Origin of the sequence: Duganella vulcania (assembly GCF_009857655.1) — a bacterium.
GTDB lineage: Bacteria > Pseudomonadota > Gammaproteobacteria > Burkholderiales > Burkholderiaceae_D > Rugamonas > Rugamonas vulcania.
Genome location: NZ_WWCX01000009.1, coordinates 102,210 through 123,630 on the forward strand (window position 1 = coordinate 102,210; position 21,421 = coordinate 123,630).

At 66.2% G+C, this 21,421-nt stretch carries 17 protein-coding genes and 2 rRNA genes; 5 read left to right on the forward strand and 14 right to left on the reverse strand.

Annotated features, from left to right (window positions below):
- Nucleotides 1–71 precede the first annotated feature (71 nt).
- Together GTP90_RS08940 and GTP90_RS08945 are read left to right on the forward strand one after the other, a co-directional pair.
- Nucleotides 72–785 carry a hypothetical protein gene (locus GTP90_RS08940; RefSeq protein WP_161083165.1) on the forward strand — a complete coding sequence of 238 codons (714 nt, stop codon included), beginning with the start codon at nt 72–74 and terminating at the stop codon, nt 783–785.
- A gap of 24 nt (nt 786–809) precedes the next feature.
- Nucleotides 810–1,388 carry a C39 family peptidase gene (locus GTP90_RS08945; RefSeq protein ID WP_161083166.1) on the forward strand — a complete coding sequence of 193 codons (579 nt, stop codon included), beginning with the start codon at nt 810–812 and terminating at the stop codon, nt 1,386–1,388.
- A 13-nt stretch (nt 1,389–1,401) separates the two neighbouring features.
- Here GTP90_RS08945 and glcF read toward each other — a convergent pair whose 3' ends face one another.
- The 8 genes from glcF to GTP90_RS08985 all read right to left on the reverse strand — a co-directional run bounded on the left by glcF (nt 1,402) and on the right by GTP90_RS08985 (nt 11,028).
- The gene (gene glcF / locus GTP90_RS08950; protein WP_161083167.1) at nt 1,402–2,628 is read right to left on the reverse strand and encodes a glycolate oxidase subunit GlcF; all 1,227 of its coding nucleotides are present in this window, start codon (nt 2,626–2,628) and stop codon (nt 1,402–1,404) included.
- Nucleotides 2,629–2,630: 2 nt separating this feature from the next.
- On the reverse strand, nt 2,631–3,716 hold the full coding sequence (gene glcE, locus GTP90_RS08955; RefSeq protein ID WP_161083168.1) for a glycolate oxidase subunit GlcE: 1,086 nt from the start codon (nt 3,714–3,716) through the stop codon (nt 2,631–2,633).
- Entirely contained in the window at nt 3,713–5,209 is a 1,497-nt protein-coding gene (locus GTP90_RS08960) for an FAD-linked oxidase C-terminal domain-containing protein (protein ID WP_161083169.1), read from the reverse strand. The genes glcE and GTP90_RS08960 overlap by 4 nt, the downstream gene beginning before the upstream one ends.
- Before the next feature lie 94 nt (nt 5,210–5,303).
- Complete coding sequence (locus GTP90_RS08965) at nt 5,304–6,203, reverse strand: LysR substrate-binding domain-containing protein (protein ID WP_161083170.1); 900 nt, start codon at nt 6,201–6,203, stop codon at nt 5,304–5,306.
- 45 nt (nt 6,204–6,248) lie between these two features.
- Nucleotides 6,249–7,961 (reverse strand): lactate permease LctP family transporter, encoded by a 1,713-nt coding sequence (locus GTP90_RS08970; protein ID WP_161083171.1) that lies wholly within the window; start codon nt 7,959–7,961, stop codon nt 6,249–6,251.
- Between the two features lie 156 nt (nt 7,962–8,117).
- On the reverse strand, nt 8,118–9,560 hold the full coding sequence (locus GTP90_RS08975) for a LutB/LldF family L-lactate oxidation iron-sulfur protein (protein ID WP_161083172.1): 1,443 nt from the start codon (nt 9,558–9,560) through the stop codon (nt 8,118–8,120).
- The gene (locus GTP90_RS08980) at nt 9,557–10,249 is read right to left on the reverse strand and encodes a LutC/YkgG family protein (RefSeq protein ID WP_161083173.1); all 693 of its coding nucleotides are present in this window, start codon (nt 10,247–10,249) and stop codon (nt 9,557–9,559) included. Before GTP90_RS08980 ends, GTP90_RS08975 begins: the two co-directional genes overlap by 4 nt.
- On the reverse strand, nt 10,246–11,028 hold the full coding sequence (locus GTP90_RS08985) for a (Fe-S)-binding protein (RefSeq protein WP_161083174.1): 783 nt from the start codon (nt 11,026–11,028) through the stop codon (nt 10,246–10,248). The genes GTP90_RS08980 and GTP90_RS08985 overlap by 4 nt, the downstream gene beginning before the upstream one ends.
- A gap of 108 nt (nt 11,029–11,136) precedes the next feature.
- Here GTP90_RS08985 and GTP90_RS08990 point away from each other — a divergent pair, with 108 nt between their 5' ends.
- The 3 genes from GTP90_RS08990 to GTP90_RS09000 all read left to right on the forward strand — a co-directional run bounded on the left by GTP90_RS08990 (nt 11,137) and on the right by GTP90_RS09000 (nt 14,991).
- Nucleotides 11,137–11,832, forward strand: coding sequence for a FadR/GntR family transcriptional regulator (locus GTP90_RS08990; protein WP_161083175.1), 696 nt, complete (start codon nt 11,137–11,139; stop codon nt 11,830–11,832).
- 124 nt (nt 11,833–11,956) lie between these two features.
- Nucleotides 11,957–13,849 carry an asparagine synthase (glutamine-hydrolyzing) gene (asnB, locus tag GTP90_RS08995; RefSeq protein WP_161083176.1) on the forward strand — a complete coding sequence of 631 codons (1,893 nt, stop codon included), beginning with the start codon at nt 11,957–11,959 and terminating at the stop codon, nt 13,847–13,849.
- Entirely contained in the window at nt 13,846–14,991 is a 1,146-nt protein-coding gene (locus GTP90_RS09000; protein ID WP_161083177.1) for a glycosyltransferase family 4 protein, read from the forward strand. The genes asnB and GTP90_RS09000 overlap by 4 nt, the downstream gene beginning before the upstream one ends.
- Here GTP90_RS09000 and GTP90_RS09005 read toward each other — a convergent pair.
- The 6 genes from GTP90_RS09005 to GTP90_RS09030 form a co-directional block, all read right to left on the reverse strand.
- Complete coding sequence (locus GTP90_RS09005; protein ID WP_161083178.1) at nt 14,961–15,458, reverse strand: hypothetical protein; 498 nt, start codon at nt 15,456–15,458, stop codon at nt 14,961–14,963. The two genes, GTP90_RS09000 and GTP90_RS09005, sit on opposite strands and share 31 nt — an antisense overlap.
- Nucleotides 15,459–15,486: 28 nt before the next feature.
- The gene (locus GTP90_RS09010) at nt 15,487–17,334 is read right to left on the reverse strand and encodes a LysM peptidoglycan-binding domain-containing M23 family metallopeptidase (RefSeq protein ID WP_161083179.1); all 1,848 of its coding nucleotides are present in this window, start codon (nt 17,332–17,334) and stop codon (nt 15,487–15,489) included.
- Between the two features lie 16 nt (nt 17,335–17,350).
- Entirely contained in the window at nt 17,351–17,863 is a 513-nt protein-coding gene (locus tag GTP90_RS09015; RefSeq protein ID WP_161083180.1) for a hypothetical protein, read from the reverse strand.
- A 43-nt stretch (nt 17,864–17,906) separates the two neighbouring features.
- A complete protein-coding gene (locus GTP90_RS09020) occupies nt 17,907–20,888 on the reverse strand; it encodes a type VI secretion system Vgr family protein (RefSeq protein WP_161083181.1) in 2,982 nt (993 codons plus the stop codon).
- A gap of 180 nt (nt 20,889–21,068) precedes the next feature.
- A 5S ribosomal RNA gene (gene rrf, locus GTP90_RS09025) occupies nt 21,069–21,181 on the reverse strand.
- Nucleotides 21,182–21,310: 129 nt separating this feature from the next.
- Nucleotides 21,311–21,421 (reverse strand): 23S ribosomal RNA (locus tag GTP90_RS09030); the annotation flags it as partial.

Below are 21,421 nucleotides of genomic sequence, written 5' to 3' on the forward strand. Positions count from 1 at the left end.
AAACTTGCAATTTGGATTACCTAGAATGGCTGCCGCATCACCCCATTCCACCGCAAGAGGAGACCGATACCATGCCGCGCATTTCCATCTTACTTGGCTTGGCCGCCGCAAGCTGCCTGGCCCTGTCCAGCCCCGCGCTGTATGCGCAGACCACGCAGGCCGCGCAACTGAGCGCATCGCCGCAGTCGCAGCGCGACGGCGCCGCCAGCGCCGTCCGGCGCGATTTCGCCCAGTTCGTTCAATACCAGGTGCAGAACCATGCCGGCAGCGCGCCGCAAGGCTTCCCGCTGGAAGTGGCAGACGTGCAGGACCTGAAGGATGCCCGCATCGCCTACGGCTTCCCGGTCTACACCATCGATCCGACCGACCTGCTGGCCGGCCGCCGCGAGATGAAGGCCATGACCCGGCCAACCGGCATCTGGCGCTTCGTCATCACCCTCCACGACCAGCCGATCGGCCTGGCCACGGTCGAACAGGTCAACGGCAAATGGGAGACGGTGGCCTATGGCGCCTCCGTGATGGCCAAGGATCTCGACGCGGCCATGGGCGCCTACGCCAACGCGGAACGCTCGAACGTGCGGGTGCTGCGCATCTACCAGGCCCAGTCCGATTTCCTGGAAGTGAGCTCCGCCCAGAACGGCGCGGTGCGCTTCGCGCCCTTGCATTCGGCGCGCCAGTCGCTGCTGCTGCAACGCAAAGGCGCCGGCGACGGCCTGCTCGACGCGAGCGACCTGCTGGAGCCGCTGCGCGTGGCGGTCAAAAAAAACCTGGACAGCACGCGCTAAGCCGCGCGGGACAAGGAGACTCACATGAAAAAATTGAACAGCCTGATATTGAGCGCCGGCTTGCTGGCCGCCCTGCCCTCCGCCTTCGCGCAATGGAAGACCTTGAACGTGCCGCTGGTCACGCAGGAGCACAGCCAGTGGTGCTGGGCCGGCTCCAGCAAGGCCGTGCTGAACTACTACGGCCAATCGCCCAGCCAGTGCCAGATCGTCAACTGGGCCTTCGGCCTGAACTACGCCTGCGGCAATTCGACCTTCAACTGGAACAGCTACGCCAACCAGCCCAACAATATGTACGGCAGCAACGGCAGCGTGCAGAACATCCTCAACGCGTGGGGCGTATCCAACACGGCCTACAACTCGGCATCGTCGTGGAACAGCGTGGTATCGGACATCAACGCCAACCGGCCGTTCGTGATCCGCTACGGCTGGACCGGCGGCGGTGGCCACATCATGGTTGGACGCGGCTATGAAACCTACAACGGGGTCAACTACATCTACATCATGAACCCGTGGCCGGGCGAAGGCCAGACCTACCGCACCTACAGCTCGGCCGTGTATGCGTCCGACCACCAGTGGACGCATACCCAGCGCATGAACAATTAAGGCGCGCCGCGCGTCACGCCAGCATCTGGTCGATCAATTCGATCCAGTGCCCGACCGGCATCGGCGTCCCCGATTGCAGGTGGCTTTGGCAACCGATGTTGGCGGACACGATGCGGGCCGCGCCCGTGGCCTGCAGATTGGCCAGCTTGCGGTCGCGCAGCTGGTGCGACAACTCCGGCTGCAGCAGCGAATACGTGCCGGCCGAGCCGCAGCACAGATGGCTGTCCGCGCACAGGCGCACGTCGACGCCCAGGCCGCGCAGCAGCTCCTCGACCTTGCCGCGTATGCGCTGCGCGTGCTGCAGCGTGCATGGCGGATGAAACGCCACCGGCTCGGCGGGTGGCCGCTGCTTCAGCAACGCCTGCAAGCCCGCCTGCTCGTCGTACAGTATCTCGCTGATGTCGCGCGTCAGCTCGGACACCCGGTGCGCCTTGGCCGCGTAGGCCGGATCGTCGCGCAGCAGATGGCCGTATTCCTTGACCGTGGCGCCGCAACCGGAAGCGGTCATCACGATGGCTTCCGCGCCGGCTTCCAGCAGCGGCCACCACGCATCGATATTGCGCCGCATGTCATCCAGGCCGCCATCGTGGTCGGCCAGGTGATAGCGAATCGCGCCGCAGCAGCCGGCGCGCGGCGCCACCACCAGTTCCACATCCAGCGCCGCCAGGATGCGCGCCGCCGAGCTGTTGATATTCGGCGCCATCTCCGGCTGCACGCAACCGTCCAGCAGCAGCATCTTGCGCGCTTGTCCGCCGCGTGGCCACGGGCCGGCATCCGGCAAGGGCTGCACCTTTTCCTGCAACGCCGCCGGCAGCAGCGGACGCACCATGCGTCCCATCTTCATCGCGGGGCGGAACAGCCATGCGCGCGGCAGCGCCTCCTTCAGCAGCAACCGTTCATAACGCTGGCGCGCCGGCCTGCCCACCTGCTGCTCCACCACCTTGCGGCCGATGTCGAGCAGGCGGCCATACTGCACGCCGGAGGGACAAGTGCTCTCGCAGTTGCGGCAGCTCAGGCAGCGGTCCAGGTGCAACTGCGTGCGCTCCGTGGCCGCCTGCCCTTCCAGCACCTGCTTGATCAGGTAGATGCGGCCGCGCGGTCCATCCAGCTCGTCGCCCAGCAGTTGATAGGTGGGACAGGTCGCGGTACAGAAGCCGCAATGCACGCAGGCGCGCAGGATGGCTTCGGCCTCGTCGCCGTCGGCGGTGTTCTTGAATTGTTCTGCCAGATTGGTTTGCATGGTTACAGGTCCCGGTACATGCGGCCGGGATTGAAGATGCCGGCCGGGTCGAAGTGCTGTTTGAGGTTGCGGTGGATCGCTTGCACGGCAGGCGCCAGCGGCTGGAACACGCCATGCCGCTTGTCGCCGCCGCGGAACATGGTGGCGTGGCCGCCCAGCTCCGCCACCCGCGCGCGCAGCGCGACGGGATCGGCCGCGCTGCGCAGCCAGCGTTGCGAGCCGCCCCACTCGATCAACTGTGCGCCGTCGTCCAAGGCCGACAGCGACTTCGCCGGCGTGGTGGACGGCAGCGACAGGCGCCACAGCGGCGTCTCCGCCTCCTCGAACCAGGCATGCCGGTGTTCGCGCAGATCGCTCCACCAAAGCGCAGCAGCTTCCGGCTCGAGCGCCTCGCCGCCGATATACTGGGTGGCCGCCGCCACCGCCGCCTGCGCGCCGGACAGGCGCAATGTGAGCACGCCGTCGTGCCAGGCGGACGCCGACAGCGGCAACGGCTGCCCCGCCCAGCGGTTCAGGCGCAGCAAGGCCTCTTCCTGATCCAGCTGCAGCCGCAGCGTGGCTTCCGCCGTCGGCCGTGGCAGTACTTTCAGCGATACTTCCAGCATCAGCCCCAGCACGCCCAGCGATCCGGCCAGCAGGCGCGAGACATCGTAGCCGGCCACGTTCTTCATCACCTGCCCGCCGAAACGCAGCATCTCGCCGCGGCCATCCATCAGCACCGCGCCGAGCACGAAATCGCGCACCGCGCCCACGCTCTGGCGGCGCGGGCCAGACAGCCCAGCTGCCACCATGCCGCCCACCGTGGCGCCGGGACCGAAGTGCGGCGGCTCGAACGCCAGCATCTGTCCCTGCAGGGCCAGCTCCCGTTCCAGGTCGCACAGCGGCGTGCCGCAACGCGCCGTCACCACCAGCTCCGTTGGCTCATAAGCGACGATGCCCTGGTAGGCGGACGTCTCCAGCACATCGCCCTCCGGCGTTTGCCCGTACCAGTTCTTGCTGCCGCCTCCGCGCAGGCGCAACGGCGTGCGTGCGGCGCCGGCGGCCACGATGCGGTCGCGGAACTGGTTCACTATCGATTCCATCGTCATGCTCCCACCTGTTTGACAAACTTGAACACACCGCCGCGCGCCTGCCGCTTGCCATACGCGGCGCAGCGGTCCAGCGTGGGTATGGCTTTGTTCGGATTGAGCAGGAAGGCGCCATCGAAGGCGCGCTTCACGCCGATGAAGGCGGCCACCTCGTTCACCGTGAACTGCCCGCACATGGCGTCGATCTTCTCGATGCCCACGCCATGTTCGCCGGTGATGGTGCCGCCCACTTCCACGCACAGCGCCAGGATCGCCTCGCCGAAGCGTTCGGCGCGGTCGAATTCACCGGGCTCGTTGGCATCGAACATGATCAGCGGATGGAGGTTGCCGTCGCCCGCGTGGAACACGTTGGCGCAACGCAGGCCGTAGGTCTGCTCCATGGCGGCGATGCCTTGCAGGACTTCGGCCAGGCGCTTGCGCGGGATGGTGCCGTCCATGCAGTAGTAGTCGGGCGAGATGCGGCCCGCCGCTGGAAACGCGTTCTTGCGGCCGGACCAGAAGCGCATGCGCTCCGCCTCGCTGCCCGACACCGCGATGGCGCTGGCGCCGGCGCGGCGCAGCACTTCGCTCATGCGTTCGATTTCCTCCTCCACCTCTTCCGGCATGCCGTCCGATTCGCACAGCAGGATGGCGGCGGCGTCGGTGTCGTAGCCGGCCTTGACGAAGGGTTCGACCATGCGCGCGCTGGTGCGGTCCATCATCTCCAGCCCTGCGGGGATGATGCCGGCCGCGATCACCTCCGCCACCGCGTCGCCGCCGGTGACGACATCGTCGAAGGATGCCATGATCACTCGCGCAAGCGGCGGCTTCGGAATCAGGCGCACCGTGACCTCGGTGACCACGCCCAGCATGCCCTCGGAGCCGATGAACACCGCCAGCAGGTCCAGGCCCGGCGCGTCGAGCGCGGCGCCACCGAGTTCGATGACCTCGCCGTCCATCGACACCATCCGCACCCGCATCACGTTATGCAGGGTCAGGCCGTACTTGAGGCAGTGGACGCCGCCCGAATTCTCGGCCACATTGCCGGCGATGGTGCAGGCGATCTGCGACGACGGGTCCGGCGCGTAGTACAGCGCATGCGCGGCGGCCGCCTCGGAGATCGCCAGGTTGCGCACGCCGGGCTGCACGCGCGCCGTGCGCGCCAGCGGATCGAGCGCCAGGATGCGGCTCATCTTCGCGGTCGAGATGACGATGCCGTCGGCGATCGGCATGGCGCCGCCGGACAATCCTGTGCCGGCGCCGCGCGGAACGATGGGTACCTGCAGCGCGCTGCACGCCTTCAGCAGCGCGATCAGCTGCGCCTCCGTTTCGGGCAGCGCCACGGCCAGCGGCAACTGCCGGTAGGCGGTCAGGCCGTCGCATTCGTAGGGTCGGGTGTCTTCCTGCTCGGACAGCAGGCAATGCGGCGGAAGCAGGCCACGCAGCGCGGCCAGTATGGCTTGTTTGCGTTCCTGTAGCAGCAGCGGTGGCGGCGGGGTTAGCGGCGCGTTCATGAGTGGCCTTGGATGCGATGGAAATGGCGTCCAGTGTAGCGGCCTGCCCCGCGCTCCAGCGGTGAAAAGAATTAACCGCTGAAGCGCAGATTTTTCATGCGTCGCGTTCGTGGTCGGGATAGGCCGCCATCATCCAGTCGATGAACAAGCTCACCTCCGGCCGGATATGGGCGCTCTGCTCGTACACCACGTAATAGGCGTGCGGCGGCGACGCCAGGCGCACGTCGAACAGCTGCACCACTTCGCCGCTGGCGATCATGTCCTGCGCGAAGTGCTGTCGCGTCAATCCAACACCGTGGCCGTGGCGTATCGCCTCCAACAGCAGGCCAAGGTCGTCGACACGCAGCGCGTCGGTGGGCTCCGGCCAATCCAGGCCGGCCTGCTCGAACCACGGCTTCCACTGCTCCAGCGCTGAGCGCAGCAAGGTGGCCTTCTTCAGGTCCGCGGGCGTGGCGATGCCGCCGATCCGCTCCAGGTAGGCCGGGCTGGCGACGGCAAACGCCGGCTCGCCGAACAGCCGCGTGGTCACCATGTCGGGATATTTGCCGGCACCGAAGCGGACCTCCAGATCCGTCTCGTTCACGCACAGGTCGTACAGGGGCACCGACAGGAACACTTCGACCACGATCTCGGGATGGGCTTCGGTAAACTCGGCCAGGCGCGGCATCAGCAGGTAGCGCGCGAAGGTCGGCGGCACCGTGATCTTGACGCGCGGCTGAACCGGCGCGCTGCGGTGAGGAAGGGGAAAATCGGTCAGCGTGCGCAGCGCCTGGCATACCACGTCCAGGTAGGTGCGGCCGAACGGCGACAGCGTCAGCGAACGGCCATCGCGGACGAATAACCGGTCGCCGACAAACTCCTCCAGCAGGCGGATACGGTGCGACAACGCCGACGGCGTAATGCACAGCTGTTGCGCGGCGACCGCAAATGAACCGGCACGCGCAGCCGCTTCAAAAGCGGACAGCGCGTGCACCGGGGGAAAACGTCTCGGCATGGATATGCGCCTTTCACAAACCCTTGGCAGGGCTGGGGAAAAGCGTCAGTGCGGCACCATCCCCGTAAATACATACGCCTGCAATACCGTCATGATACCAACGATGGTGGCGAACAGCAGACTATGTTTGAGGGTAAAGCGGAACAACTCCGATTCGCGCCCCACCAATCCGGTCGCGGCGCAGGCCACGGCGATCGATTGCGGCGAGATCATCTTGCCAGTTACACCACCGGTGGTATTGGCCGCCACCAGCAAGGTATCGGAGACATTGATCTGGTGCGCCGTGGTGTTTTGCAGGGAGCAGAACAAGGCGTTCGACGAGGTGTCCGAACCGGTCAGGAACACGCCCAGCCAGCCGAGGAACGGCGAGAAGAACGGGAAGGCCGCGCCGGTGCCGGCCAGTACCAGCGCCAGGGTCGACGACATGCCGGAGTAGTTGGCGACGAACGCGAACGCCAGCACCAGGCCAATCGACATGATGGGACGGCGCAGTTCAACCACCGTATCGCCCAGGGCGCGCAGGCCGGCCATCGGCTTGAAGCGCAGCAGCGCCATCGAGACCAGCGTGGACAACAGGATGGCGGTGCCGACGGCCGACAGCAGGTCCAGCTTGAAGACCGCTTCATAGGCTTTGGGCGCGGCGACGATAGGCGACATCTTGATGACCATCTGGTCCAGGTACGGCACATGGAACTTCATCACGGTGCCGGCCAGCGCGCCGCTGCCGGCGAACATCGCCTTGAACTGCGGCAGGCTCCAAACGGTGACGATGGCGGTCAGGATGCCAAACGGCGCCCATGCGCGCACCGTCTGGGCGGTGCTGTATGGCGACTGCTTGCGGATGCGCGGTGCGGAACCGGTGCCCGAGCCGCCGCCGAAGGTGGCCATCGCCGCCGTACCGCCGCCCATCGAGATGGTGCTGCGGGCGCCGGCCTTGGCGCTGGCTGGCTGCCATACTTTCAGCAATGCCGTCAGCGAACCGAGGCTGACCAGCGCGGAGGTGATGTCCGGCAGTTCGGGGCCGATGAAGTTGGAGGTGATGTACTGCGTCACGGCGAAGCTGCCGCCTGCCACCAGCGCCGCAGGCCAGGTTTCCTTGATGCCGCGCGTGCCGTCCATCATGAACACCAGCCAGAATGGCACCGCCAGCGACAGCAGCGGCAGCTGACGGCCAGCCATCGCGCCGATGTGCATGGCGTCGATGCCGGTGACCTGACCTGCCACGATGATGGGAATGCCCATCGCGCCGAATGCCACCGGCGCCGTGTTGGCGATCAGGCACAGGCCCGCCGCGTACAGGGGATTGAAGCCCAGGCCAACCAGCAGCGCCGACGTAATCGCCACCGGCGCGCCGAAGCCCGCCGCGCCTTCCAGGAAGGCGCCGAACGAGAAGCCGATCAGCAGCATCTGCAGGCGCTGGTCATCGGTGATCGACAGCACCGAGGCGCGGATGATTTCGAGCTGGCCGGTGCGGTCGACCACTTTGTACAGGAACACCGCGGTGACGATGATCCAGGCGATCGGCCACAAGCCGTAGGCGAAGCCGTAGCCCGCAGCGGCCAGCGCCTGTGGCACCGGCATGCCGTAGGCGAAGATGGCGACTGCCAGCGCGAGCGCCAGCGTCACGGCGGCGGCGACGTGGCCTTTGATGCGCAGCACTGCCAGCGCGAGAAAGAAGAAAATGATCGGCACGGCGGCAACCAGGGCCGATAGCCCCAAGCTGCCTAGCGGCGCATATATCTGATTCCAGGTTTGCATAGTGGTCTCCTCCAAGAGTAAAAATATTTTTTTGCAGAGCTAAAAAGATGCGACGAGTGTATAGACGTGGCGGCGGCTTTCGGTGGTACGAAAAGATGAAATGAATTGTTCGCAGCCGTGAAAATTATTCACCCCACCTCCAACGGCGGTACCACGCTATTCGGCCTGCCCCCTTTCCCGAAGCAGGTCGGCCAGGCTGCGCGCGGCCGGTTTGAGCGGCTCGCGGTGACGGGTCCATCCCAACTGGTTGCGTGGCGCGAAGGCGCGCAGCCGCGTGGCGGCCCAGCGGAACCAGCGATACACGCTTGGCCGCGCGAACGCGCCGCTCCAGAATCGCCACACCAGCCGCTCGCTGCGACTGAAACTGGCGCCCTGCCCGCGCAACGCGTTCTCGACTTCCTGCGCCGGATCGCGATTGGCCTCGGTGCGCAAGCGCACCAGCAGCGCCGGTATCGGTATGCGCACCGGGCATACTTCACCGCACGCGCCGCACAGGCTGGAGGCGGTCGCCAGGTCGGCGGTGGCTTCAAGCCCCAGCAGGTGCGGCGAGATGATCTTGCCAATCGGGCCGGGATAGGTGGTGCCGTAGGCGTGGCCGCCCACCCGCGCATAGACCGGGCAGTGGTTGATGCAGGCGCCGCAGCGGATGCACTGCAGCGTGGCGCGCAGTTGCTCGTCGGCGTAGGCTTGCGTACGGCCGTTATCGAGCAGCACCACGTGCAATTCGCGCGGCCCGTCCATTTCGCCGGTGCGGCGCGGTCCGGTGATCAGGTTGAAGTAGGTGGTGATGGACTGCCCGGTCGCCGAGCGTGTCAGCAGGCTGGCCAGCGGCACGATGTGCTCCAGCTTTGCCACGACCTTTTCCATGCCCATCAGCGCGATGTGCACATCGGGCACGCTGGTCGACAGCCGGCCGTTGCCCTCGTTTTCGACCAGCCACAGGGTGCCGGTATCGGCCGCCGCGAAGTTCACGCCGGACAGGCCGATGTCGGCGTCGGCGAAGGCCTGGCGCAGTGCGCGCCGGCCGGCCTGGATCAGCGTGTCGACGTCTTCGCTGTACGGCGTGCCGGGGATGTGGCGTTCGAACAGCGCGCCTATGTCGGCGCGCGTCTTGTGCACCGCCGGCATGACGATGTGCGACGGCTTCTCGCCCGCCAGCTGCACGATGTATTCGCCCATGTCGGATTCGATGCAGTCGATGCCATGCTGCGCCATATGGTGGTTCAGTTCCACCTCTTCGCTCGCCATCGACTTGCCCTTGATGACGCTGCGCGCCCCGCGACGCTGGGCGATTTCAAGGATGATGGCGTTGGCTTCGTCGGCGTTAGCGGCCCAGTGCACGTGGGCGCCGGCCGCCTGCAGCTTCGCTTCGAACTGCACCAGCAGTTGCGGCAGATGGGCCAGCGCGTGCTGGCGCACCGCTTCGCCCAGGTCGCGCAGCTGTTCCAGTTCGTCGCCGTCCGGGAATTGGGCGCGGCGTTTATCCTGCAGGAAGTCCATCGCACCGCGCATGCTGCCGCGCAGTTTGGTGTCTTGCAGCGCGTCGCTGACGCGGGCGCGGAAATCGGCCGGCGGCATGAAGTGCATGGGGGCGTTCATGCTGTCGCTCCTACGGTATCGTCGATGATGAACACCCACAGCGCGCGCGGGCCGTGCGCGCCGTAGGCCAGTGTCTGCTGGATGTCCGAAGTCTTCGACGGGCCGGACACCAGCACCAGGTTGGTCGGCATGGTGGCGCTCCAGGCTTCGGCATGCATCGCCGCGTGCAGGTCCGCATGCAGCGTGCTCGCATAGACCAGCGCGACGTGCAGCGGCGGCACCAGCGACACCGTGCGCGGCGATCCCGCGTCGGGCGCCAGCACCAGCGTGCCGGTGGCGGCGATGCCGGAACGGGCCACGGTAAAGCCGGCATCCACGTCGGCAAACAGCTCGTTCTTCCACTCTTCCAGCGGACGGTCGAAGGACACGGTGCGCACTTCCGCCGGCAAAGCCGCGGCCAGCGCGGCGCCTTCAGCGCGTGCTGTGTCGAGCAGCAGGCTGCCGACGCCGGCGGCTGCAAGCTTCCGCGCCAGCAGCGCGGGCCAGCTGTGGGCATCGACGCGCCATACGTCCGTGCGTACCGATGTCATCACGCGTTCCAGCGTGTCGGCCAGTTCGGTGCCTGAAGCCCCGCGCAACGGGCCGCGCACATGATGTGCGTTGATGCGCTCTTCCAGCTCGCGCAGCGGCATGCCGGGAGCCGGCGCAGCTGCGATCAGCTTGCCCAGTATGAGTTCGCGCGCGCTCATGCCGCGGCTCCCACTCGGCGCCACAGGAAGCTGGCCAGGTGTTCCACCTGCAGCGGCGCGCCCTGCCGCCTGGCGGCGTGGCCGATGTTGAGCAGGCAGCCGCAATCGGCGGAGACCAGCCGCTCGCAGCCCGTGGCGCAGGCGGCGGCGATTTTGTCGGTGACCATGGCGCCGGAGATGTCGTCATGCTTGAGGGAGAAGGTGCCGCCGAATCCGCAGCACTCCGATTCATGTGCGTGCTCCACCCGCGTGACGCCGGGCAGCGCGTCGAGCAGGGCGACGCCGTGGGCGCGCGTGCCCATCTCGCGCCGCGCGCCGCAGGAGGTGTGCAGCACCACCTGTTCGTCCGGTTGCGACGAGGTCTGCGCAAAATTCACGTGCAATACATGCAGCAGGAATTCGCTCAGTTCATAGACGCGCTTCGCCAACTCGCGCGCCTTGGCGGCGGCTTGCGGATCGTCGTCGAACAGCGTGGGCCAATGATGGCGCATCATGCCGGCGCAGGAACCGGACGGCACGATGACCGGCCAGGGTTGGGAAAACAGGTCAAGTTGTGCGCGCGCCACAGCGCGCGCCTGCTCCGGATTGCCGCTGCTGTAGGCTGGCTGGCCGCAGCAGCTCTGGCCGCGCGGGAAGTGCACCGTCAGACCTTCACGCTCCAGCAGGCGCACGGCATCGAGCCCGGCTTCCGGCATGAACAGGTCGATCACGCAGGTGCCGAACAGGTAAACGTGTGGGTTGGCCTTGTCCGGGCCGGGCGGATAGTGTCGCGCTAGCATGTGAGGTCTCCTCTGTTTTTGCTTATTCGTCGGACAAGCTCCATAATTCCCGTGCGTCGAGGCCGCCGCAAATTGGTTGGACCAGCGGATACAACAGGGGATATCAAAATGAAAACAAGCGGACTGGTCGAGGGGGTGTTGCGCAGGCTGGAGACGGCGCTGCTGGACGGCACTTATCCTGCCAATGCGCGCCTGCCGTCCGAACGCGCGCTGGCGGAGCAATACGAGGTGTCGCGCAACACGATACGCGAGGCGTTGCAGCGGCTGGTGGCGCGGGGATTGTTGCGCAGCCGGCCTGGGGCCGGCGTCTTCGTCAGCGACCAGCTGCGCACCAGCACGGCGTCGCCGTGGGGGCAGCTGGTGACCGACCATCCGGCCGTGCTGGGCGATGTGTTGGAATTCCGGCGCGTATTGGAAGGCGCGACGGCCTACTACGCCGCGCTGCGCGGCAATGACGAGGAACACGGACGGATCCGCGATTTGTTGACCGGCCTGGAACAAGCCCGCACCGACGGCGACCAGGCGGCCGAGGCCTCCATCGACGCCCGCCTGCACGAGGCGATCGCGCTGGCCTCGCACAACAGCATGTTCCTGCACCTGCACGCCAGCGTGCTCGGCATCCTGCGCGAGCACATCACGTTGAACGGCTCCAGCCTGCGCAAGCTCGACACCGAAGTCTCGGGCCAACTGCTGCAACAACACCGCGCCATCTGCCTGGCCATTTGCGGACGCCGCCCGGAAGCGGCCCGCACCGCCATGCAGGCGCACATCGATTACGTTGTCAGCAGGATGGAATCGGCCTGACTGGTCCAACCAATCCTTCGCGCGCCATAGCAGCCCCATCCACGCACGGTTGAGCGATATCGCCCCCGCCGGAGCGTGATCGGCTACGATCCGAGTGACCAATCACGAAGCGGAGCGCCCAACCATGTGCGGCATTTGGGGACTGATCAGCCATGACGGAGCGGAGCGCCGGCGCGCCGCGCTGGCGGCCGCGTTCCGTTTCATCGACCGCCGCGGGCCCGATGCGCGCGGCGACCAACACCTCACCTTCGGCACCCACCACGTGATGCTGGCCCACAGCCGCCTGGCGATCATCGAACTGTCGGAACTGGGCGCGCAGCCGATGGTCGATGCCGGCAGCGGCTGGTGGATCGTCTACAACGGCGAAATCTACAACTATCGCGAGATCCGCGAGCAACTCCGTGGCGCCGGCCAAACATTTCGCGGCGGCAGCGACACCGAGGTGCTGCTGCGCGCCTGGGCCGTCTGGGGCACGGATGCGTTGCCGCGCCTGAACGGCATGTTCGCCTTCGCCGCCTTCAACCAGCGCAGCGGCGAGCTGTGGCTGGTGCGCGACCGCTTCGGCGTCAAACCGCTGCTGTGGGGCCGGCGCGCGGATGGCGCGCTGACCTTCGGCTCGTCGGCAGCCGCCGTGGCCGAACAGGTGGGGGCCGAGATCGACACCGCGTATTGCGCCCGTGGCGTGCGCTACAAGGCTTATGAAACCGAGCAATCGGGATCGGCGTTCAAGCACGTCGCCTCCGTGCCGGCCGGTGGCTGGGTCAAGTTCCAGCTCGCCGCCGGGCGCATCGAGGTCGGCGAAGGCAGCTGGTACTGCCTCGCCACGGCGGTGGCCGCGCGCCGCGCCGCCATGGCCGGCATCGGCGTTCCCGCACTGCTGGACCAATGCCGCGACTGGCTCGACAGCGCGATCGGCCTCAGGCTGCGCAGCGATGTGCCGCTGGCCGTGTCGCTCAGCGCCGGCCTCGATTCCGCGGCCATCGCCTGCGCCACGCGGCGCCAGGCGATGCGGTTGCGGGCGTTCTCGTTCGGTTCGCCGGCCGCGCGCGCGTCCGAGGGACCGGCCACCCTGGCCATGTCGGACGCGGCGGGCATCGACGTCAGCTTCGTCTGGCCGCGCTGGAACCGCAGCCAGTTGTGCGACATGCTGGAGACCACGATGGCCTTCCAGGAAGCGCCGTTTTCCGGTCTCAGCCCGATCGCGCAAAACGCCGTCTTCCGCGACGCCGGCGCGGCCGGATTCAAGGTGCTGCTCGGCGGCCAGGGCAGCGACGAGATCTTTGCCGGCTACCGGAAGTTCATGCCGATCGCCTTGCGCGAGGCGCTGCGGGCGCGCGAGCCGGAAGGCGCGCTGCGCCTGCTCTACTCGCTGGCCCTGATGCTGGCGCACGAGGCGCGGCAGGCGCGCATCTACCTGCAAAACCTGGCCCGCTACCAGAACGGCAAGGCCCAGCCGTTCCGCCTGCTCGCGTGGGAGGCGGAGGCGCACAACCTGTGGGGAGAGTCTGGTCTGTCGCTGTCGGACCGGCAGATCGCCGACATCCAGCGCTGGAGCCTGCCCACCCTGCTGCGCTACGAGGACCGCAATTCGATGGGCTGCGGCGTCGAGAGCCGCCTGCCCTTCCTCGACTACCGGCTGGTTGAATTTGCGCTGGCGCTGCCGGTGCGGCTCAAGATCGGCAACGGCTTTGGCAAGTGGGCCCTGCGCCGCATCACCGGCGGCCTGGTGCCGGACCAGATACGGCTGAACCGGACAAAACGCGGCTTCGATGTGACCCAGGACTGGATCGCGCAAGGCCTGGGCGCCAGCTTGCGCGCGCGGATCTTCGATCATCGGACGGCCTTGAGCGGCGCCCTGAAACCGGATGCGCAACTCGACGCGCACCTGTCCGATGCGGCCCTGTCGCGCTCACCCGAACTGCTCGACGAGGCCTTGCTGCTGGCGTGGCTGGTCAACCCGACGCGGGCGCCGGTGGCCGCGCCGAGGCAAGCGGGCCGGCGGGAGGTCCGGGCATGAGCAGGGTCTGCCATCTCTCGTCCGTGCATCACGGGCTGGACATCCGCATCTATCATAAGCAGTGCGTGTCCTTGGCGGCCGCCGGGCACGATGTCCATCTGGTCATCGGCGCCTCCGCGGAGCAGGCCGCGGAGGCCGCCGCCGCCGGCGTCACGCTGCACCGGCTGCCGCCGTCCGGCGGCGGGCGGGTCCGGCGCGTGCTGGCCCATGCCTGGCGCACCTACCGGATCGCCAGGGCACTCGATGCCCGGATTTACCATGTCCACGATCCCGAGCTGATCCCCTACGGCGTGTTGCTGGCCTGGCAGGGCAAGCAGGTCATCATCGACCTGCACGAGGACCTCGGCGCCGACATCCAGTCCAAGCCTTGGATACCCTCACCGCTGCGCCATGCCATCGGTGCGGCGGCACGCGCCGTCGAACACTTTGCGGCGCGACGCTGCGCGGCGATGGTCGCGGCCACGCCGCATATCGGTGCCCTGTTCAGGCACAGCGCGAGACGGGTGGCCGTGATTCATAACTATCCGATGGTCGGCGAACTGGCCGCCGATCCTCGCCCGCAGCGCAGCGTGCGCGACAGCGTCTGCTACGTCGGTGCGATCAATGAAATGCGCGGCATCCGGCAAATCGTCCAGGCGCTCGACCTGGCCTCCTGCAAACTGCTGCTGGCGGGACGGTTCGACTCCGCCACGCTGCGCGACGAGCTCGCGGCTTGCCCGGGCTGGCGCCATGTGGAGGAATGCGGTTTCGTCGACCGCGCGGAGGTGGCGGCCATCATGGCGCGCAGCTTTTGCGGCCTGGTCACCTTGCATCCTGAGCCGAACTTTATGAACGCGCTGCCGATCAAGTTGTTCGAATACATGTCGGCGGGCCTGCCGGTGATCGCTTCCGGCTTTCCGCTCTGGCGCGGCATCATCGAGGCGGCCGACTGCGGCTTATGCGTCGATCCCGGCAAGCCGGAGGAGATTGCGCACGCGATCAGCTTCCTGCGGTCCAATCCGGCGCTGGCGGAAAGGCTGGGCGCCAACGGCAGGCGTGCCATCGAACACACCTACCGCTGGGATCACGAAGCAGCCAGGCTGCTGTCGTTGTACCGCGAGCTATTGCACGGTCACGGACCTTGCTCGACACCCAGCGTGTAGTACAGCTTGTCGTCGTCGGTGGTGGCCTGGAAGCTCGCATAGCGCTGCGGGCCGCCTTTGCCTGCCGGCTTGATCTTCCATTCCATTTCGCATTCGCCCTTCACCTTGCTCGGCTTGCCGAAATTCCGGGTCAGGATCTTCTTGACGTAGGCGCAGTTGGCCGCGCCGCCGAACGAGGCCTGCACCAGCTCGATATTGCCGCCCATTTCAGGCGACATCGCGAAACTGTCGGCCTTGACGTTTTCGCCGCATTCGACATTGCCGCGTTTGATCTGTTCGCGCTCGGGACGCGTGCTTGGCTTGCACCACGGGGCCAGCTGCTGCATCGCCTGCTTCCAGTTACTTGTGAAGAGCTTGGGCGAGGCCAGCACGTCAAAGACGTGCTCCGCGGGAGTCGGTTCGCTTTGCGCCTGGGCGCAGGCGCTGATGGCCAGGCACAGGCCCAGCATGGCGTAGCTTGTTTTCATGTTGTTCAAGTCGATTATAGGGTCGGGCTTAAGTCATCACGCACTTGTCGAGCGTCGCGGTCGGGTCCATCAAATCGGCGCGGCGCTGGAACGGGCCGCGCTTCTTGTCGCTGAGTGGGCTCTTGGCGGTCGACAGCGTACTGCTGTACAGCTCAAGATGCAACATCGTGTCCTTGTGGCGCGTGCCGTTCTCCTTGATCAGCTGGCCGACCTTGCCAATCACGTCGCCGCGCTTGACCTCTTTGCCGCGCATGGCCTGCTGTTCCTTGGCGCTGCGCGGCGCCACCTCGCCGTAGCGGACGATGAAGTCGCCATGGTCGACTTCCACCGCGTCGGTATGCCAGTAGAACGGATAGCACTGCAGGATCACGCCGTCGGCCATCGCCCGCACCTCGGTGCCGACCGGGGCGTACAGGTCGCAACCGGCGTGGCGCCGCACGCCGCGGCTGGAATTGAATTGCCGGGCCCCCTCGTGGTACGAGGCCGACGGCCGCTGCTCGAACGGGAACAGCAAGCCTTCCTTGATCGCCTTGCCGGCGGCCGGCGGCGGCTTCACCACCTGCTTCTTGATGTCCTTCTCCACCGTCTTATGCTTGACGGCTTTTTCCCTCTTGCGCTGCGCGAGCTCGTCGCTGGTGGCGCCGCCGCGTATGGCCACCACCTGCTGGGTGCCGGCGTGCTGCTGCGCCTGGTTACCCTGGGGCAGGACGATATGGCTGCGCTTGTGCTCGACCATCGCGGGTACCGCCGCCGGATGCACATTCATCGCCTGCTGCAGATAGGCGCCGATGAGCGACATCGGCGGCCGCCGCCACAGATACTCGCCTTCATGCAGCTTGAGCTGCTGGCCGACCTTGAGCTGATTCGGATTGGCGATATGGTTGATCTTCTGCAGCTCGGCGACCGTCGTGTGATGGTCCTTGGCGATCTTCGACAAGGTTTCATGGTCCTTTACCTCGTGCGTCTCTTCCACGCTGTTGCCGTTCACCTGCAGCAGATCCTTGTAATCGGGATGGAGGATCACAAACAGCACTTCCGACAGGCCGGGAGCGATGATAGGCGAGGTATGGCCGTTGCCGTCGGTCTTGCCGAGCACGACTTCAGGCTTGTCCTTGCTACCCTGCACCTTGACCGGGCGTCCCTGCGTGCCGGCCTTGGCGGGGTAGATCGCCACGTACGGCTGGCCGGCGTAGGGCTTGTCGTCCTTGGTCAGCAGCTTGAACGACAGGTTGGTCTTTGCCGACAGCAGCTTTTCCAGCGGATCGAGGAAGGGCAGGATCTTGGTCTGGATGATCTTGAGCACGGCTTTCGGACGTTCCTCGGCCATGTTGTCGGCGGTCGCCTGGAAGTACCAGCCCTCGTGGTGGAAAAGATATAAATTCTTTTCATAGTTCTTGCCGAAATACTTGATCGCGCGTTCCTTGGCGATCATGTACGACAGCGCGATGCCGTAGGCGCCGCGTTCGGCGTCGAACACATGGCCATCGAGTTCCAGCACAAAGCCCAGCCGCTTCTTCGACACTTCCTCTTTGGCGGCCTCTTCCACGGTGGCCTTGGTGTACTGGCCCAGGCCGGCGGCGGACGTGGTGCCGGCCGCCGCGTCGGGGTTGAAGCCCGACTCGATCTTGCAGAACAACAGCATGTGGGCGATATCGCGGTACGGCAGCTTGTAGCGCGCGCCGATCTCCACCAGCATGTCGATGATGCGGTCCTGCACCTGCGGCGAGGCGTCGCCGTGGATGCGCGACAGCCCGGCCAGCGCGCCGGCCGGCTTGTCGATCTTGGGCTGCATGTGCAGGTAGGAGTATTTCTTGATCTTGTCTTCGCTGTACGCGGCCCCCTTGGACGCGCGCAAGATCTCGTAGATGGTGGACACTGGCAACTCCCGGCCCTTAACGCGGCATGATCGATTTGACTTTCTTCATGTGGCCGTCGCTGTGCGCCAGCGCCTGCTCGTATTTGGCGCTGTCCTCGTTTTCGATCAGCGCGCCGGCCTCGTCATAGATGGAATAGGCTTCCGCGTACGGCGCCGAGCCGCCGCCGATCGAGTAATACATGACCGCGACGTCGCCCTTGTCGCCGCGCGCGCACGCCCACTGGGTGACAAACAGCTTGCTGACCTTGCCGCCGGTCTCGACGATGGACTTGGCGCTGACTTTGTTCAACTCCGGCAGGGTCGCCTTGCGCGTCTTGCCGCCGTGGCTCACGCTGAGGGTCTGTGCCTTGCACTGGTTCAGCGTGGCGGCGTCGTTGCTCGGCTTGCAGTCGGACTCGATCACATACTGCGTGTCGCCGCACTGCATCTGCTCGCGCCAGGGCGCCTGGTCGCCGGCGCTGCAACCCGCATGCACCAACACCACGCCCGCAGCGACAAGCGCCGCACTGAATTTATTCTTGATACCCATCTTGCTGCTATCTCCCGGTGACGAAGGACCGCGCGCATAGCGCTCAGTCCCAGTGGCGATCCATTTCCTGGTGCCACACGTTGATGTTTTCCTGGTCCCAGCTATCCTTGGCCAGCAAGGTCAGCTCGACCGGCTTGGGTTCCTGGGTGCCGACCTTGATGGTCTTGCCCTTGGCGTCGGTCAGGCCATAGTGCAGGCTGCCGTCGGGCAGCTTCAGCAGGTACGGCTGCTGGGCGAGCCGCTGCTCGCCACGCAGCACCTGGTATTGCGCGGCGTAGGCGTGGCGCACCGACTGGGTCAAATTGAGCTCGCCGTTCGGCAGGCGCGGCAGCTCGGCGGTGGCGCTGGCGGGGCCGGTCAGTTCCTTCTGGGACGCCTTGAAGGATATGGTGCCGGGGCCGTGCAGCTCGATGTTGCCGCCTTCTAGTTTCAGGTGGGCGCCCTGCGCGGTCAGCATCACATGCTGCTTGGCGGTCACGTTGACCGAGCGCGCGACGCTGGCCACGGTGATGGCCTTGTCGGCCGTCAGGCGCGTCGGTCCCGATTGGCTCTGGCTACTGACGCGCCCGCTGGCAGCGTGCAGGCGGATGCCGGTTTCCTGGTTCGGCTTCTGCGCAGCGGTCGCTTTGCCATAGGTGAACAGGCTGATGCCGCCGGCGACCAGGTGCAGGCTGTTGGCTTGCGCGGCCAGGTTGATATCCTGCCCCGCCGCCAGGCTGGAACTGCCTTGCCCGGCAAGCACGGCGCTGGCGGGCGTCACCGCCGCGATGCCAGCCGGGCTGGACAACTGCAGATGCGCTTCGCGATATGCCGCCGCCATGCCGAGGCCGCCGCTGGTGTCCTGTTGATCGCTGCCGCTGGCGCTGCGGCCCAGCACCTCGGCGCTGTGCGCCATCGCGGCAACCGCCGGCATCTCGGCCGGCGCCTTTTCGCCGGCCAGCTTGGCGTTGTGCTTTTGCGCGGTCTCCGCCAGTTGCTGGAGCAATTGCTGGCTCGCTTCGGCCTGGCTGCGCGCCTCGTTGGAATCGAGCTGGGCACCGCTGCCGCCGTGGCTGGTCAGCAGCATGCCCTGGCCGGCGCGCAGCGCGGCGCTGTGCTCGGTCTTGAGCTCGGCGCCAAAGCCGGCGGGCGCCAGCCGCTGGTTGTCGGTCTGGTGGCGCAGCTGCCCCAGGTTGAGCTCGGATGTGCCGGCGTGCGGCGCGGCGTGGTGTTGCAGCGCCAGGCGCGGCTCGCCGGGTGTGTCGTCGAACACCAGCTGGCTGTAGCTGCCGGCGCCCTGCTGGCTCGCCTGCATGGCCTGCGACTTCAAGCCCGACAGCGCCGCCGGATGCGCGTGGGCGCCGGTGGCGCCAGGGAACCAGGCGCTGGCGTTGCCGGTCGAGGCGCCCCCGCCCTGCGCCACCGTGTTGTGCTGCGCGTCCTCCGCGCCCTTGCCGTTGTAGAGCGCGCCGATTACGACCGGGCGGTCGATATTGCCCTCGATGAAATCGACCAGCACTTCCTGGCCGACGCGGGGCACCGCGTTGCTGCCCCAGTTGGCGCCGGCCACCGGGGCCAGCGGTGTGGCCACCCGCACCCAGGTGCCGGCGGTGTCGTCGGCGGGCGCGCCGGTGTGGCTGGCGGCGGCCGGATGGTCGAGGCGGCTGTGGCTGGCGCTGCCGCGCTGCCAGTGAAACTGTACCTTGATGCGATGATCGCGGTCGGTGTGCACGACGGCGCCGGCCGGGCCGACCACGATCGCGCTTTGCTGCCCCCGCATCACGGGACGCTCGGTCCTGGCGAGGCTGCGGTAAGGCGTGGCGGCGGGAATGGCGTCGATGCGGTTGCGGTACAGCGGACGCTCGGCGATGGTGGAGCCGACCGCATGCAGGCTGCCGCGGGTTTCTTCCTCCAGCGCGGCGCTCAACGGTCCCTTGCCCAGCATCTTGAGAATGCTGCCCTGGGTTTCCGCGCTCAGGTTGTTGTGCATCAGGTGCACAACCCGAACGATGAGGAACTGGCGCTGCTGGTCGCTGTCGGCCGCGTCAAGCTGGCTGACACCCTGCAGCGTGAAGGTGGTCGCGGGCGCCAGCGTGCGGACCGTGCCAGCGCCGACATGGATTTCGCGGCTGGCCTGCAAGGCCTCCACCTGGCGGTCCGCCATGCGTTGGCCGTGTTCGCGGCTGGTGTAGGCATAGGCGCCGGGCACATCGTCGCTGGCCAGCATCGGGCCCTCGCCGCTGGCGCTGACGCGGCGCGTGCCCAGGGAGCGGTAATCCCAGCTACGCAGGCTGACCGCGTTGGTCTGCAGGCGCATCTCGGTGCGCCACCGGTCCAGGCTGTCTTCCCGCATGACAGCGCCCGGTTGGGTGTAGCGGATGACCGGCTGGGCATTGGCGACGAAGCTGCCATTGTGGTCGGCGATGACCATGGTGTGGCTGCCGAGCGTTGGGCTGTCGGCGTCGCCGCTGTGTTCGTAGAAATAAAACAGGCCTTCCTCTTCCATCAACCGGGTGATGAAGGCGAGATCGCTTTCCTGGTACTGCGTGGTCAGGCTGCGCTTGGCATAGACGTCGCGGTCGAGGATATCGAAGCGGCGCAAAGGCGTCAGCCGGCCTTGGCCTTCGTAACTGGCGCATACCGCGTCGATGATGTCGAACACGTTCATATCCTGGAATATCCGGCTGTCGCGTCCCAATCCAAGGAAGGCGGACCACGGTTCGACGGTCAACTGGTAGCGCGCGAAACCGCCGTTGGAGCCATGCAGTTCCACCGAAGTGATATGGCCGTGGAAAGGGCGCGGCGCGTCGGTGCCGGCAATGGTCAGCAGCTCCAGCAAGGCAGGCTGGCCGAGCAGCGACTTCAAGGGGATGTCGGCATCGGTCGACAGCGCTTCGATGCGGAAGGTGTAGCCGGAGCCTATGGACTCTTCCACGCGCACCGATTCGGCCAGTAATTTGTCGGTGCCGATCGGCGTGCTCAGACGCAGCAGGCGGCTGGACTGGGTATAGCCGTCGAGCACAAAAGATAAAGCCTGGTCGAGCATGCGGATCGCACTCCTGATGCGGGGTAGCCGCAAGATTAATGATTTACTATGTTGAGGATGAGCATTACACCTCAGGCTGAATCATTTGACAAGAGTGGTTTCAATCGTGCGCGGGGTCAGGATCGACAAACGCAAAAAAGCCCCGACTGGATCACCAGAAGGGGCTTCTTTATATAACTAGCCTGACGATAACCTACTTTCACACTGGTTGCAGCACTATCATCGGCGCAGAGTTGTTTCACGGTCCTGTTCGGGATGGGAAGGGGTGGGACCAACTTGCTATGGTCATCAGGCATTGACTTGTACGGGCTGCGCGCATTCGCGTCGCCCAGAATCTGGAATTAGTAAGTAATTTAGGTAATGAAGTTGTATCAACGAACGTTTCAACGTACTTCTCATTCACCATAACCTGCTAAGGTTATAGGGACAAGCCGTACGGGCAATTAGTATCAGTTAGCTTAATGCATTACTGCACTTCCACACCTGACCTATCAACGTCCTGGTCTCGAACGACCCTTCAAAGAGCTCAAGGC

What these genes read in the sequence shown, in the direction of transcription:
- GTP90_RS08970 (WP_161083171.1), bottom strand. Translation starts at nt 7,961, where the DNA reads ATGCAAACCTGGAATCAGATATATGCGCCGCTAGGCAGCTTGGGGCTA.
- GTP90_RS09020 (WP_161083181.1), bottom strand. Translation starts at nt 20,888, where the DNA reads ATGCTCGACCAGGCTTTATCTTTTGTGCTCGACGGCTATACCCAGTCC.
- GTP90_RS08980 (WP_161083173.1), bottom strand. Translation starts at nt 10,249, where the DNA reads ATGAGCGCGCGCGAACTCATACTGGGCAAGCTGATCGCAGCTGCGCCG.
- GTP90_RS08975 (WP_161083172.1), bottom strand. Translation starts at nt 9,560, where the DNA reads ATGAACGCCCCCATGCACTTCATGCCGCCGGCCGATTTCCGCGCCCGC.
- GTP90_RS09000 (WP_161083177.1), top strand. Translation starts at nt 13,846, where the DNA reads ATGAGCAGGGTCTGCCATCTCTCGTCCGTGCATCACGGGCTGGACATC.
- GTP90_RS09015 (WP_161083180.1), bottom strand. Translation starts at nt 17,863, where the DNA reads ATGGGTATCAAGAATAAATTCAGTGCGGCGCTTGTCGCTGCGGGCGTG.
- GTP90_RS08985 (WP_161083174.1), bottom strand. Translation starts at nt 11,028, where the DNA reads ATGCTAGCGCGACACTATCCGCCCGGCCCGGACAAGGCCAACCCACAC.
- GTP90_RS08945 (WP_161083166.1), top strand. Translation starts at nt 810, where the DNA reads ATGAAAAAATTGAACAGCCTGATATTGAGCGCCGGCTTGCTGGCCGCC.
- GTP90_RS09005 (WP_161083178.1), bottom strand. Translation starts at nt 15,458, where the DNA reads ATGAAAACAAGCTACGCCATGCTGGGCCTGTGCCTGGCCATCAGCGCC.
- GTP90_RS08990 (WP_161083175.1), top strand. Translation starts at nt 11,137, where the DNA reads ATGAAAACAAGCGGACTGGTCGAGGGGGTGTTGCGCAGGCTGGAGACG.
- glcF (WP_161083167.1), bottom strand. Translation starts at nt 2,628, where the DNA reads ATGCAAACCAATCTGGCAGAACAATTCAAGAACACCGCCGACGGCGAC.
- glcE (WP_161083168.1), bottom strand. Translation starts at nt 3,716, where the DNA reads ATGACGATGGAATCGATAGTGAACCAGTTCCGCGACCGCATCGTGGCC.
- GTP90_RS08940 (WP_161083165.1), top strand. Translation starts at nt 72, where the DNA reads ATGCCGCGCATTTCCATCTTACTTGGCTTGGCCGCCGCAAGCTGCCTG.
- GTP90_RS08960 (WP_161083169.1), bottom strand. Translation starts at nt 5,209, where the DNA reads ATGAACGCGCCGCTAACCCCGCCGCCACCGCTGCTGCTACAGGAACGC.
- asnB (WP_161083176.1), top strand. Translation starts at nt 11,957, where the DNA reads ATGTGCGGCATTTGGGGACTGATCAGCCATGACGGAGCGGAGCGCCGG.
- GTP90_RS08965 (WP_161083170.1), bottom strand. Translation starts at nt 6,203, where the DNA reads ATGCCGAGACGTTTTCCCCCGGTGCACGCGCTGTCCGCTTTTGAAGCG.